Annotated in this window: 14 protein-coding genes and 1 tRNA gene; 7 read left to right on the top strand and 8 right to left on the bottom strand. The window is 60.4% G+C overall.

The features are described 5' to 3' along the window. Positions 1-35: 35 nt before the first annotated feature. Complete coding sequence (locus BQ17_RS14760; RefSeq protein ID WP_089728328.1) at positions 36-647, bottom strand: IS3 family transposase; 612 nt, start codon at positions 645-647, stop codon at positions 36-38. Positions 648-731: 84 nt separating this feature from the next. Between BQ17_RS14760 and BQ17_RS14755 the strand changes: the two genes are divergently transcribed. The 4 genes from BQ17_RS14755 to BQ17_RS14740 all read left to right on the top strand — a co-directional run bounded on the left by BQ17_RS14755 (position 732) and on the right by BQ17_RS14740 (position 4,392). Beyond that, positions 732-2,216 (top strand): mannose-1-phosphate guanylyltransferase/mannose-6-phosphate isomerase, encoded by a 1,485-nt coding sequence (locus BQ17_RS14755; protein WP_089728326.1) that lies wholly within the window; start codon positions 732-734, stop codon positions 2,214-2,216. A 1-nt stretch (position 2,217) separates the two neighbouring features. Next, positions 2,218-3,309, top strand: a complete 1,092-nt coding sequence (gene ychF / locus BQ17_RS14750) for a redox-regulated ATPase YchF (protein ID WP_089728325.1) — start codon at positions 2,218-2,220, stop codon at positions 3,307-3,309. Between the two features lie 45 nt (positions 3,310-3,354). Beyond that, positions 3,355-3,431, top strand: a tRNA-Met gene (locus BQ17_RS14745). A 64-nt stretch (positions 3,432-3,495) separates the two neighbouring features. After that, positions 3,496-4,392: a TauD/TfdA family dioxygenase gene (locus BQ17_RS14740; protein WP_089728322.1), complete on the top strand. Its 897-nt coding sequence runs from the start codon at positions 3,496-3,498 to the stop codon at positions 4,390-4,392. 721 nt (positions 4,393-5,113) lie between these two features. Here BQ17_RS14740 and BQ17_RS14735 read toward each other — a convergent pair. The 5 genes from BQ17_RS14735 to BQ17_RS14715 form a co-directional block, all read right to left on the bottom strand. Next, positions 5,114-5,683 carry a hypothetical protein gene (locus BQ17_RS14735; RefSeq protein ID WP_141699304.1) on the bottom strand — a complete coding sequence of 190 codons (570 nt, stop codon included), beginning with the start codon at positions 5,681-5,683 and terminating at the stop codon, positions 5,114-5,116. A gap of 84 nt (positions 5,684-5,767) precedes the next feature. Further along, the gene (locus tag BQ17_RS14730; protein WP_141699303.1) at positions 5,768-6,049 is read right to left on the bottom strand and encodes a hypothetical protein; all 282 of its coding nucleotides are present in this window, start codon (positions 6,047-6,049) and stop codon (positions 5,768-5,770) included. Further along, the gene (locus BQ17_RS14725; protein ID WP_141699302.1) at positions 6,046-6,489 is read right to left on the bottom strand and encodes a hypothetical protein; all 444 of its coding nucleotides are present in this window, start codon (positions 6,487-6,489) and stop codon (positions 6,046-6,048) included. Before BQ17_RS14725 ends, BQ17_RS14730 begins: the two co-directional genes overlap by 4 nt. A 415-nt stretch (positions 6,490-6,904) precedes the next feature. Continuing rightward, positions 6,905-7,570 carry a lytic transglycosylase domain-containing protein gene (locus BQ17_RS14720; protein WP_089728314.1) on the bottom strand — a complete coding sequence of 222 codons (666 nt, stop codon included), beginning with the start codon at positions 7,568-7,570 and terminating at the stop codon, positions 6,905-6,907. 34 nt (positions 7,571-7,604) lie between these two features. Continuing rightward, a complete protein-coding gene (locus BQ17_RS14715; protein ID WP_089728312.1) occupies positions 7,605-8,276 on the bottom strand; it encodes an NUDIX domain-containing protein in 672 nt (223 codons plus the stop codon). Between the two features lie 70 nt (positions 8,277-8,346). Here BQ17_RS14715 and mepK point away from each other — a divergent pair, with 70 nt between their 5' ends. Further along, positions 8,347-8,874, top strand: coding sequence for a peptidoglycan L,D-endopeptidase MepK (mepK, locus tag BQ17_RS14710; protein WP_089728310.1), 528 nt, complete (start codon positions 8,347-8,349; stop codon positions 8,872-8,874). A gap of 204 nt (positions 8,875-9,078) precedes the next feature. Then, positions 9,079-10,182, top strand: a complete 1,104-nt coding sequence (locus BQ17_RS14705) for a phosphotransferase enzyme family protein (RefSeq protein WP_089728308.1) — start codon at positions 9,079-9,081, stop codon at positions 10,180-10,182. A gap of 219 nt (positions 10,183-10,401) precedes the next feature. Here BQ17_RS14705 and BQ17_RS14700 read toward each other — a convergent pair whose 3' ends face one another. Beyond that, on the bottom strand, positions 10,402-10,860 hold the full coding sequence (locus BQ17_RS14700; RefSeq protein ID WP_089728306.1) for a hypothetical protein: 459 nt from the start codon (positions 10,858-10,860) through the stop codon (positions 10,402-10,404). A 19-nt stretch (positions 10,861-10,879) separates the two neighbouring features. Next, positions 10,880-11,185, bottom strand: coding sequence for a hypothetical protein (locus BQ17_RS14695; RefSeq protein ID WP_089728304.1), 306 nt, complete (start codon positions 11,183-11,185; stop codon positions 10,880-10,882). 509 nt (positions 11,186-11,694) lie between these two features. On the opposite strand from BQ17_RS14695, the gene BQ17_RS14690 reads away from it, so the two are divergent. After that, complete coding sequence (locus tag BQ17_RS14690) at positions 11,695-12,750, top strand: 3-deoxy-7-phosphoheptulonate synthase (RefSeq protein ID WP_089728331.1); 1,056 nt, start codon at positions 11,695-11,697, stop codon at positions 12,748-12,750. Positions 12,751-13,087: the final 337 nt, after the last annotated feature.

Raw genomic sequence — 13,087 nt, 5'->3', positions numbered from 1 at the left:
TTATAGAATACCTGTGTAGCAGCTAAAGCCTTGCACTAAAGTGCATAGTTTTGGACTAGCGTGCTGGGACAATAAAATTCCGCGTAATCATCCGGGACCCGACACATCAGACGCTGCACGCGCTTACGATTGACCACATGGCCCTGACTCACCAGCCAACGTGTCATTTGCCGACGGCCATAAAACGGCGTGCGCAGATACTGTTCGTCTATCAGGCGCATAAACTTCAAGTTCTCCTCGGATTCGACTCCGCAGGGCATGTGATAATAACTCGAACGACTCAAACCGATCAGCGCGCATTGCCTCCCAATGCTCAACTTAGGATGGTTCGGCTCAATGAGGCGACGCCGATGCTCCACCGAACTCACCCGACTTTTTTTTAGCCAATCCAACTCCATTTTCAAGCGCCCGATCTCTTCATACAGGGACGCTGTGAGTGCCGCCTCACGAACTGGCTGCGGTGTGGACTTGCCGCGCCTGAAAGCCTCCGGTAGACTCTCGATTGCCTGCTTCTTCCAGGCACTGATTTGAACTGGATGCACCTGATACTGACTCGCCAATTCACTGGCAGTCTTCATCCCTTGAATGGCATCCAGGGAAACTTTTGCCTTGAATTCCGGACTGTGGAGCTTGCGGTTGTTGGCCATGGTTGATACCTCTCGTCGTGGTTGCTTTCGCCTCCCTTTCTTAACTTACTAACCTGTCCGATTTTTGGGGTCCACTTCATTGCCATGTCGCTGCAACCCGTGATTCTTTCCGGTGGGTCCGGAACCCGTCTCTGGCCCCTTTCCCGAGAGGCCTACCCTAAGCAGTTCCTCCCCCTGACCGGCAAGCACACCATGCTCCAGGAAACCGTCAGGCGACTCGATGGGATCGAGCTGGAGCATCCCCGCCAGGCCATCGGTCCGCTCGACCCTATCGTCGTCTGCAACGAGGCCCATCGCTTCCTCGTCGCCGAGCAACTCCGCCTTTTGGACCGCCGACCGGCCGCCATCATCCTCGAGCCCGAGGGCCGCAATACGGCACCCGCCCTCGGCCTCGCGGCGGCGACGGTGGACGACGGCCAGGATCCAGTCCTGTTGGTGATGCCCGCCGACCACGATATCCGCGACGGGCACGGCTTCCGACAGGCAGTAGCGGACGGCTACGTCCTGGCGGGGCAAGGAGCGGTGATCACCTTCGGGATCGTCCCCGATAAGCCGGAAACGGGCTATGGCTACATCCGCCGGGGCGACCGCTTTCCGGCTCAGGGGACCACGGGTGGGACTCATGTCCTCGCCGCCTTTGTCGAGAAGCCGGATGCAGCGACCGCCGAGGGTTACTTACGCAGCGGCGACTACCTTTGGAACAGCGGAATCTTCATGATGAAGGCCTCGCGCTGGCAAGGGTTGCTGGAGCGTTTCCGACCCGACATCGCCACGGCCTGCGAAAAAGCCTACCGTGGAGGCGCAACCGACGGGGACTTCCGGCGCCTGGACGCGGATGCCTTTCACACCTGCCCCAGTGATTCCATCGACTATGCAGTCATGGAGCAGCTGGCCGGGGGGGTGCCGGAAGGGGACACATTCGCCCTCGTGCTGCCGCTGGATGTGGGTTGGTCGGACGTGGGCGCCTGGTCCGCCCTGTGGGAGGTTAGCGCGCGGGACGCTGCCGGCAATGTGCTCGACGGCGATGCCTTCGTCCACGACGCGCGCGACAATCTACTGATATCCCAGCACCGCATGGTAGCGGCCGTGGGCGTGAATAACCTGATCGTGGTGGAGACGCCGGACGCGGTCCTGGTGGCGAGCAAGGAATCGGCCCAAGACGTCAAGGCCGTGACCCAGTTCCTCCAGCACGAGCAGCGCAGTGAGTATCGGCACCACCAGCGTCTGCACCGGCCCTGGGGCAACTTCGACTCCATCAGCTTCGGCGCCCGCTATCAGGTCAAGCGCCTGACGATCAATCCGGGCGAATCCCAATCCCTGCAGATGCACCACCACCGGGCCGAGCATTGGATCGTGGTCTCGGGCACGGCGCGGGTCACCAACGGCAAGAAGGTCTTTCTGCTCACGGAAAACGAGTCCACATACATTCCCATCGGCACGACCCACCGCCTGGAGAATCCGGGGGCGATACCCCTGGAAATCATCGAGGTCCGGTCCGGCAGCTATCTCAGCGAAGACGATATCGTCCGTTTCGAGGACGCCTACAACCGCATGGACGGTGAGCTCTGATATGGGCTTCAAATGCGGCATCGTAGGTCTGCCGAACGTCGGCAAATCGACCCTCTTCAACGCCCTGACCAAGGCCACCGTCGCCGCGGAGAACTACCCCTTCTGCACCATCGATCCGAACCTGGGGATAGTCCCCTTGCCCGACGCCCGGCTCGATGCCATCGCCCGCATCGTGAGGCCCGCAAACGTCATCCTCACCAGCATGCAGTTCCTGGATATCGCAGGCCTAGTGGCCGGCGCCTCCAAGGGCGAGGGACTGGGCAACCGGTTCCTGGCCCACATCCGGGAGACGGATGCCATCGCCCATGTGGTGCGCTGCTTCGAAGACGAGGGCCTGATGCACGTCGCGGGCAAAGTGGACCCGGTACGGGATATCGAGACCATTAACACGGAGCTGGCCCTGGCGGACCTGGAGTCGGTGGAGAAGGCCCTGGACCGAGCTGTCCGTCAAGCCAAGACCGGAGACAAAAAGGTCCTGCTCCGCAAGGCCCTGTTGGAGCGACTGGGCGACCATTTGGACGCCGGCGGGTCAGTGCGTTCTTTGGCGCAGAGCGATGACGACCGCCGGGAGCTGCACGACCTGTTCCTGCTTACCGCCAAGCCCGTCATGTACATCGCCAACCTGGACGAAGACGGCTTCGAGGACAACCCCCTGTTGGATGCGGTACGCGGGCTTGCGCGAGACGAAGGTGCCGAAACGGTACCCGTGTGCGCCACCATCGAGGCGGAGATCCTGGAGCTCCAGGCCGATGAGCGCGCGAGCTTCCTCGCCGATATGGGGCTCGAGGAGCCGGGTCTGAACCGGCTGGTACGCGCGGGCTACCGCTTACTGGACCTGGAGACCTTCTTTACCGCGGGACCCAAGGAGGTACGGGCCTGGACCATTCCCCGGAATACCAGTGCGCCTCAGGCCGCCGGCATCATTCACACCGACTTCGAGCGCGGCTTCATCCGCGCCGAAGTCATCGCCTACGAGGATTTCGTCGCCTGCCAAGGCGAGCAGGGGGCCCGTGAGGCAGGCAAGCTGCGCTCCGAGGGCAAGGACTACATGGTCCGGGACGGGGACGTGATCCATTTTCGGTTCAACGTCTGACTTGACGCTATGCTCCCCCGATCGCTAGTATTTTGTTCCTATCCCGGCTACGTAGCTCAGCAGGTCAGAGCGCGGCACTCATAATGCCGATGTCGGTAGTTCGAGTCTACCCGTAGCCACCAAATACCGCAGCACGATCAGCCGCCGAGGAGCGGCTTTCTTTCTGCGTCGATACGGGATGACCACATGACCAGTCCCGGCGCCGACGTCGATACCTACCCCTTCGATCTTGATCGACCCCAAGACTACGCGCTGTGGCGGGAACGCAAGCTCAGTGAGTACCCAGCCCGGCTCGAAGATTTGATCGTAGAGGTCCGTAACCCGCACCAGCTGACACCCGCTGAGGCCGAAGCCCTGCGGGCCCGTTGCCGCCGTGCCAACATGGCCGTCTATGCGAGTCCCACCGGCGATGATCCGGACAAAGCGCTCCCACGCCGGCTCGGGACCCAGCTTGGCCTGCTGCGCCCGGATCACAACCTGGGCGCGGACCAGGACGCCATCAGCGCATTGACGGTCCGGTCCGATGCCCTGCACCGAGGCTATATCCCCTACAGCAACCGGCCGATCGCATGGCATACCGATGGTTACTACAACCCGCCGGACCATCGGATCTTCGGGATGTTGCTGCACTGTGTCCGGCCGGCGGCGACCGGCGGCGAGAACTCTCTCCTAGACCACGAGATCGCGTATATCTTGTTGCGCGATCGGAACCTGGAATTCGTCCGCGCCCTCATGCACCCGCAGGCAATGACCATCCCGGCCAATAAGGTGAACGGCAAGGCGTTGCGTCCGGACTGCCCCGGACCCGTCTTCTCGGTGCACCCGGCAGGTCACTTACACATGCGCTACACGGACCGAACGCGCAGCATTCATTGGCGGGACGATCCCCTGACGACAGAGGCCGTCTCCTGCCTCAAGGAGATACTGCATGGCAGGACCGCCTGGCACCTCTCGGCCAGATTGGAGGCCGGTTGGGGCCTGGTGACCAACAACACGCTGCACACCCGGACCGGGTTCGAAGATGGCGAATGTCCGCGCCTGCTCTACCGGGCACGTTACTATGACCGGATTTCCGATACCTGACGGCTTTCCGGTAGCGGCTGAATTTTAAGTGGTGAAGTCTGCCGGATGATCTCGTCATTCCGGCAGGGAGTGCCGGAATCCAGCTGCCAGGTGTAACGGCCCGCAAACTCCCCGAGGGCATACCAACACATTGCGGTATTCCTGACAGCAGACACTACTCCGGTCATCGACCACACCATAGAGCATCAGAATTTCAGTCCTTGCTCGGGTCGTACCACAGCGGCTCTTCAAGGTGTTTGAGGTCCGAGGGGCTGAGAGACTGTCTAAGAACTTGCCCGGTTGGTTCCCTCGCCCCCTGGGGGGAGAGGGCTGGGGAGAGGGGGATCAAGGGCTTTATTTCGATCGGATTGGTCACTCCATATCAAGCAAAATCAATGGGTTGGTTTTTAGACAGCCTCTGAGATCGAACTGCCGGGATTCATTGCTGTGGCGGGCTTGAAAGCGCACTGCCAGCGTTTAGTAGGTCAGAGTATTGCAAATCTTGAACCTGACTCCCGTCGCTCTCCGGCGGGCAGTTTACGGAATAACGCGTTGGACCGTTGCCGGATAGTTTCCATAAACACTTTTGTGTTGTCGAGATAGGCCGTGATCCCGGTAGCACGAAAGGCAGCAGGTTGAGGCGCGGCGGAGTAATTGCCGACAATATTTTGAACTGTTCGCCTTGGAAAAACTGCGGTGTGCCGTTCGATCATGATGCTCTCATTACCCTCTTATAGCTTCGTCAGGGTGGGAGGCACATGTTGGCCGGTGGCTGCTGGTGGATGCGGTAGAACGGGATTTCGATTACCACCTGCCCCATCCGCCTCTGCGGCGTCGAAGCATCCGAGTAGTAGATGCGATCGGTGATGGCGCTCCCGGCCAGGCTGCCGCCGACGCCCCCGGCCAGGCCGCCGACTACTCCGCAGGCGAGCAGGCCCCAGCCACTTGTCACGATCCCGAAAACCAGGCAGACGCCGATGCCAGCGCCCGCGCCGAGGCCACCGCCAATAAAGCCGCCAAGCTCTTGGCCAATGACGCGCGGCAGCTCCTCGTCGCTGGCATTCCAGATGCGCGCCGCGCTAAGCGCGACGCCCACGACGATTAGCACAGTGCCGCCATTCTTCAGATAGGAAGCACCGCGCATGGCGGCATTCACGCCTAAATTAGACCGCTGCGCGCCGCTCAGGATGCGGCCAGGAATACCAGACCGCGGCACACCCTGTTTCTGGTAATAGCGGACCATGTTTGGAGAGGTGCGACCGCCGCGGCCGTACTCGCGCCAGTCCCTAATTTCATAAATCGTTTGCGCCACCGGACCCGACCCGGCCCGCATACGCCGCACGATCTGTCGGCGCTGTTCGGAAGCCCAGCGCGCAACGTCCTCGGTCGACTCTCCCTATGCCAGCCGATCAGAGATTCGCCGCGCGAGGTTTTCAACCTCGTGCTTATAGCGTGCCCGTATCACCGGCGCATTGATCCCGATCTGGCGCATGGATCGTCCCGCCCCGACCGCATCGCCGCCTAAACCTTCGAGAAAGGCGATGGCCTCGCTCTCCGTGTGGGTCGGCAATGACAGGGTATAACGGGTCTCGTCGGGGGCACGGCAGACCCGGGGGATTTGAACCCGCGCCCGACAGACCTGCTCCGCTTCGTCATAGAATCCGCCATTACTCATCATGATCGTCCAAGGTAAGCAAAATGAAATCGTGCGAGGTCGGATATCGGTCCGTCCTTCAGCCCCGGCACCGGAAACAGACGCAGGCCCAAAACCCCGGCTTCTCGGTAGCGGTAGGGCACCGTGCGAACCAGACGGCGCGTCACTGGAATCTCCGGATGGGCGCGGATCAGTGCTTCAATTGCCCCAAGCGCACCCGCTACAAAAGGGCCAATCAGTACGAATCGTTCATCGACGACCAGAATATGGAATGATTCTTCACCATGATGAATCTCATCTTCCATAAAACAGTGATAAATTTGAGTAATCTCGTTCGCCCCTAAGGACTTGGTTTCTGTCGCATCCGAGATATTCAGGTAATCATCCTTGTAGACAACGCTTCCAGCACGAGCCACAACAGTTCCTCCACCAAAGGGGGTTGCGATCGAGATCCCACGAATCACTCGGCGACAGCGCCTCCGGTCACACGTTGTTCGCCGCAGGCCCGTGGATGAAACCGCCTGGTGGATGCCTGGTGAGGCATCCCCAGGCGGTCCCCTGGGAGCTGGACCTGGCAACAGGTATGCCCCCCAACGCGGCAAGATTCGAGGGATTCAGATTCTAGGGGCAGTATGCGGGGTAGTGGTAAATTTAGTAGTGGTGACGAGCCACCCAGCAACCCGCTAATCGCTCAGATCCCTCCTGCTTCTGCCATCCCTGGCGCCTGGATTCCGGCACTTCCTGCCGGAATGACGGTGAGGTTTGAACGATTACGCGATCACTCTACCACTACCCAATGGGTTAGTTTTTAGACAGCCTTCAAGTCCGGGTTTGCGCGTCCCTTCTCAGGTTTCATGAGTCCATGTGCAGCGACTGCAATCAGCGCTTCGCCATCGCCTGCTCGGCCCACAGAAACTGCAATACCTTGCGGACGTACTGCTGTGTCTCCGGATAGGGAGGGACCTGGTTACCGTGCTTGACGACGGCATTCTCCCCGGCATTGTATCCGGCCAAGGCCAAGCGCAGATTGTTCCCGAACATCTTGAGCAGAAATCGTAGGTATTGCGCGCCCCCGCGCACGTTTTGGGCCGGGTCGTAGGGATCGGACACCTTATATCTGGCTGCGGTGGCAGGCATGAGCTGCATCAGTCCGATTGCCCCTGCGGAGGAGACAGCCGTTGGATTATAGGCCGACTCGGCCCGTATGACGGCGTGGAGCAATTCCGGACGGAGCTTGAACCGGCGCGCGGTGCGTTCGATCAATGCGGCATACCGTTTGCGCCTGACCGAAAGCTGCTTCGATAGCGCTGGAATCTTATTTGATGGAACCGGAAGACGGCGGCGGAAAACGATGAATCTGTTGTTGCTCTCCTCGATAAGCTTCTTGGTAGCACGTTTCCATTCCAGATGATACTTACTGCCCTTGAGCGGTGCATCGGTGAAATAAAGCTTGCCGTCCGCGTCTAAATATCTATAGAGATCACCGCTGCATGGAAATGGAACCCCAATCAGCACCAACAGTAATCCGGGTATTACATTTTTCATGATTCGCTTTCGAGGACCCTGATACTCACATCGCTCAAGAATTCAGCACCGCTTCCACATCGCTGTTGCCGGCTCGTACTCTCATCGGCTGCGCATGATATTCTCCCAAGCGATTCCACTTGACTCGCAACCGCTCTCTGTTTATTGCCAGCCATTGGACTGCGATGATCGCCACGGAGGTGTCGATTTTCCCGGAATAAAGCTCTCTTAGCGCTTGCCCCATAGTGATTACGGTTACCCGGGTATCCTCGCCTTCCTCACGCAACCCGTGAATGCCCCCTGCCAGGGCCGCATCAACATGCCCGCAGAAAAGCCGCACCCTATCCGCCGCGGTGCCTGGGCTGACATGGTAGGCCCCAATCGGCTCCAGCTCCAGCACCTTACACCCTGCCTCTTCCATTGCCTCCCGCCGCACTACCTCGCTCGCATCCTCACCCGTCTTCAGGACGCCCCCCACTGGCTCCAGGGTCCAGGCGCCCCGCCCGTGTTCCAGCGCGCCGATACGAAACTGCTCCACCATGACGATTTGATCGCGCGTCGCATCGTAAAGAATTGCTGCGGCTGAATTCAAATACTCTATACGCTCACGTTCAAGGATCGGACCCCAACCGCCCATAAAAAGACTATGCCGCAGCCGATAGCGCGTCAGCCTCAGAAAACCACTGAAACAGTGTTCTCGAGCGATGACCTCCAGTGCGTACCTCATTCCGGTTGTATTTTAGATTTCCACTTCTATAATTGGCTCATCGTGACATCTAACTCAGCGTGTGAAAAGTATGAATCGGCGCCACTTCCTCGGACTTGCGTTATCTGCGGCCACAATGCCGGCACTCGCGAAAAAGCAGAGCTACCGACCGCGTATCCTTTCCTTTTACCACCGCCACACGGGAGAAAAGGTCAAGGTCGCCTATCGTATCGGCAATTTCTACCAACGCGACGCATTGCAGGCGCTGAACAACTTCATGCGCGACTTCCGAACCGATGACGTCACCATGGTAGACCCCAAGCTGTTCGACCTGTTATACGAGCTCAATGGACGTCTCGGCCACCCCCGGGGACCGATCGAGATCCTCAGTGCTTACCGTTCGCCCCGGACGAACGCCATACTGCGCAGTACCTCCCGACGGGTCGCGCGCAACAGCCTGCACATCCAAGGCAAGGCGGTAGATATCCGCCTTCCTGGTATATCCGCCCGATGGGTGCGCGATTCCGCCATCTCATTGAATCGAGGTGGTGTCGGCTTCTACCCCAGATCCAACTTCGTACATGTGGACACCGGGAAGGTCCGCCGCTGGGTCGCCTGACGAGGGTTAGATGAGGGCTTAGGAGTCCCGGGCGATCCGGGCACCTTGCGCTAACCGCTCCTCGGAATTTTCCCCCGAGCTTTGTGCGATTGTAGCAGAACTTTTCAGGAAAGCGAGTTATCTTTTTGTAAGGCTTACCATTAACCGCAAGCTTGCGGCCGGTCAGTGACAACCGCCCATCTCCGCTGGCACAGTTAAGGGAGTATGAACGAGTCCGAGTCCGAGAACGCCGCGGCGGTTGCCTCCGACATCGTCAACCGGTTCGCCCTGCCTACTCCGGTCGGCAGCATCGAACCCCACGGCGGTGGCTTGATCAATGCTACCTTCCTCGTCACCGCCGAGGATGCTCGATATATCCTGCAACGGATCAACGACGCGGTGTTTCCGGAACCGGAGCGGATCATGTCCAACCTATCGGTACTGGCAGGACATGCGGCGGCCCATACCGGATCCGGGCTCCGCATTCCGGCCCCCATTGCGGCCTGGGACGGACGGTCTTTCGTTCGGGACGGACAGGGTGGGTTCTGGCGTCTCATGGAGTTCATCCCGAACACCCGGGGGCTTGCGCGCATCGAGGATCCGGAACAGGCCCGAGAGGTGGGTCGCATCCTGGGTCGCTTTCATGTCCTCGTCAGCGACCTGCCTGCAGAGCGGCTTGCGGTGACCCTGCCCGGATTCCATGTCACACCGGGCTATCTGGAACGATTCAAGCAGGTCCTGGCGGCGTGCGCCACTGTCCCTCCGGAGGCGTTCTCCCGGGCCATCGCTTGCGTGACCGCGCGGCAGGCAGAGGTCGATGTGCTCGAGGCAGCACGGCAAGGCGGTTATCTCCCGGCGCGCGTAATCCATGGGGATCCAAAGCTCGATAACATCCTGTTCGACCGCGTAACGGGGCGCGCGGTGAGTCTGATCGATCTGGATACGGTCCAGGCCGGACTCGTCCATTACGACGTCGGCGATTGTCTGCGTTCCTGCTGTGGTCGTGGTAAGGGGTCCGCCGGCGCCAGGTTTGATCTCGACCTGTGCCGGGCAATCCTCGGCGCCTATGCGGACGAGATCGGAGATCTGCTCAATACGGCGGAAATCGAGTTGCTGTTCGATGCCATCCGTCTCATCCCCTTCGAGCTTGCCCTGCGCTTTCTGACCGATCACCTGGAGGGCGATCGTTATTTCCGGATCACCGAGCGGGGGCAAAACCTACGCAAGGCCGGCATCCAACTCGCGTTGGTGGAGGATATCGAGGGCAAGGAGCGTGAGATCCGCGCCATCGTGGCGGCCTGTTTCGGACGCGGCAAAAGAGTCTCTTGAGGAGAAATCCTGCCGCTATCCGAACTTCCGGGGTTGGAAGTCTACAGGATTGACGATAGCGGCGCTGTCGCCCGTGGCCCGAATCACGAATAATCCCTGGTGTCGCTAAAAGTTTTCCCCGCAAGCAGCGAGGTTTGCCGCCGACCGGTTATCAGTTTTAGAGGTGAAAAGAGTTTAGATCGAGGTAGGGAAGGGATCAAAACAATCCGGGCATCTTGCTTAAGTGTTGCGGCGCAGGGACAACACCCGGGGCGTTCCGGCTTGCAGGTCTTGCTCGCGTTGGCGTTGCAGGAGCCGTCTCAAGACCGGTGGAAACTCGCTCATCAGCCGCCGTTGGGTCTCCTTGAAGTCGGCAAAGTAAGAGACGATTTCGCATGCAACCGGGCCGTTCAGCGACTCGCGCTCCGCAGCCGGTAACGGCTGCCAGGCGATGCGAATCAGGCGTCCCCCCGTTCCGTCCTGATGCGCATAGCCGCCCTGGCTGTCCACGAAAATGACCTCCCCGGATTCCACCACGGCCTGGAATTGCATGGAGCGGATGGGAATAAATAGGCTTTCGCGGCCGCTTCTCTTGAGCAGTAGCTGTAGATCATTGTACACGGCGGCCGGCAATGTGCTGCGCTCGCGGGTATGCTCCGGCGGGCGGAAGAAGGTCTCGCGGACATAGTATCTGGACATCAGGTCTTCGGTCAGCGGGTCAATCGTGGTCGCCGAGCTCCGGGCTCCAACCCTCCGCTCGGGCCCGCCGCACCGCGGCCTCGTAGATACGCTGGTGACGCTCGCGCAATGGTGGCGGCAGACGGGAGGCCAGGTGGCCGTATGGGGCCCAGGCCTTGGTGACCTTGTCATACAGGGCGTCGATGCCCTGCAGGGTCCAGCCCGCACAGGTCTCGGTTTCGGGGATGATTCCGAATACCCAGGCGTCCCGGATGATGTTCCCGGTCGGCGTCATGCCGCCTTGGGGGTCTTTATCGATCCCCTGATAGGTCTTGGGGTCGGTCATGGGCGAAGGGTCCTTAATAGGTGGTGGCTCTTTATGGATTCCAGACAGCTAACGTATCATAGAAGGGTTCCCCCGGACGTTTTGGAGTGCGGCCTGTCTGCCCTGCCTGTGCTGCAGGCAGGCGCCAGGCAGGCGGCCACTTCCCCCCGCTGCTTACCGGAACCGACAGCGCGAGGCATAAGCCGGGGGTCGGCCAAGTGGCACCATCCTGCCGCCGCTTTGGATTTGGCAAGGTATCCGTCCCCCGCAAAGGTGATGCGGCCAGGGGAAAGCGCCGTCGCCGCGGCGCGGGTGGAACCTAAGAGCCCGGATTCCCGGCCAACGCCGCTGGTATCCCCCGTGGCTGAGGTTCGATGCAGTCGCGCCGCTTTGCCGGCGCACTCCAAAGCAGTCCGGAATCCATAAAGAAAAGAGCCTAGGTGGTTGGCTGGCATTGTGACCGAACCGCATGGCAAATGCCAAGCGTAGGTCTCGTAGTGTCGCCCGAGCTCCATGGATATACTATGCCGATGCATTACCAGACCGACGATCTGCGCATTTGCGATATCAAGCAAGTAGCCGCGCCCAAGGCCCTGCAGAAGGAGCTTCCCGTCAGTGAACGGGCGGCACGGACGGTTTACCATGCCCGCCGGGAGATCCGGCGCATCCTCCAGGGCGAAGACGATCGGCTGCTGGTGGTGGTCGGACCCTGCTCCGTCCATGATCCCCAAGCGGCCATGGAGTATGCCGAGCGGCTGGGTAACCTGCGCGCCGAGGTCAAGCGGGAGCTGATGATCCTGATGCGGGTCTATTTCGAGAAACCCCGCACCACGGTAGGCTGGAAGGGCTTGATCAACGACCCGGACCTGGATGGCAGCTTCGAGATCAACAAGGGATTACACCTGGCCCGCAAGTTGCTGCTGGATCTGGCGGAGATGGGCATGCCCGCGGGGACCGAGTTCCTGGATCTCATCAGTCCGCAGTATGTTGCCGACTTGGTCAGCTGGGGCGCCATCGGCGCCCGCACCACGGAGAGCCAGGGACACCGGGAGCTCGCCTCGGGCCTCTCCTGCCCCGTCGGATTCAAGAACGGCACCACCGGCGCGGTGAAGATCGCCATCGATGCCATACATGCCGCGGCCCGGCCCCACGTCTTCATGTCCCTGACCAAGGAGGGTAACTCGGCGATCTTTCGCACCCGCGGGAACGAGGACACCCATATCATCCTGCGCGGTGGTCTGCGTCCGAACTATGACGCCGAGAGCGTGAACATCGTCGCGGAGGAAATCACCGCGTCGGGCCTCACGCCCAAGGTCATGATCGACTTCAGTCATGCCAACAGCCGCAAGGAGCCATCCCGGCAGATCCAGATCTGCCAGGACGTCGCCGGCCAGATTGCGCGTGGTGACAGATACATCATCGGGACCATGATCGAAAGCCACCTGGTCGCCGGCCGTCAGGACCCATCTCCCGCCACCGAGCTGGTCTATGGGCAGAGCATCACCGATGCTTGTATCGGATGGGGCGATACGGTGCCGATGCTCCACGAGTTGGCCAAGGCCGTGGTGAGTCGGCGCGGGTGCTGAGTGAGAAGGGGCCCCGCGGTCAACCAGCTGCTTCAGCGCAGCGCTTTCAATCGAGCCTGGCCTGCTCTTGATGGATGAGCCGTTCGGAGCGTTCGACGGCTACACCAAGCTACGGATCGAGAAGGAAGTCGCCTGATTGAGGAACTCCTTCGGCCGCGTGGAACCGGCAGTCAATCAGGGAAATACACACCGCGCCTTTGGACTCGGCCTCGGAGATCGGATTGGGCCTGCCCGGCATTTCTCGTGACCTATACTGCCACACGGCATAATCTGCGCATTTCACTCCCTCTCCCTCCGGGAGAGGGCGGGGGTGAGGGGGAAATTCAAAAGCTCGGAT

Source organism: Candidatus Thiosymbion oneisti, assembly GCF_900092655.1.
Taxonomy (GTDB): Bacteria; Pseudomonadota; Gammaproteobacteria; order Chromatiales; family Chromatiaceae; genus Thiosymbion; species Thiosymbion oneisti.
The sequence above is the reverse complement of the archived record's forward strand: the minus strand, read 5'-3'. Positions and strand labels throughout refer to the sequence as shown.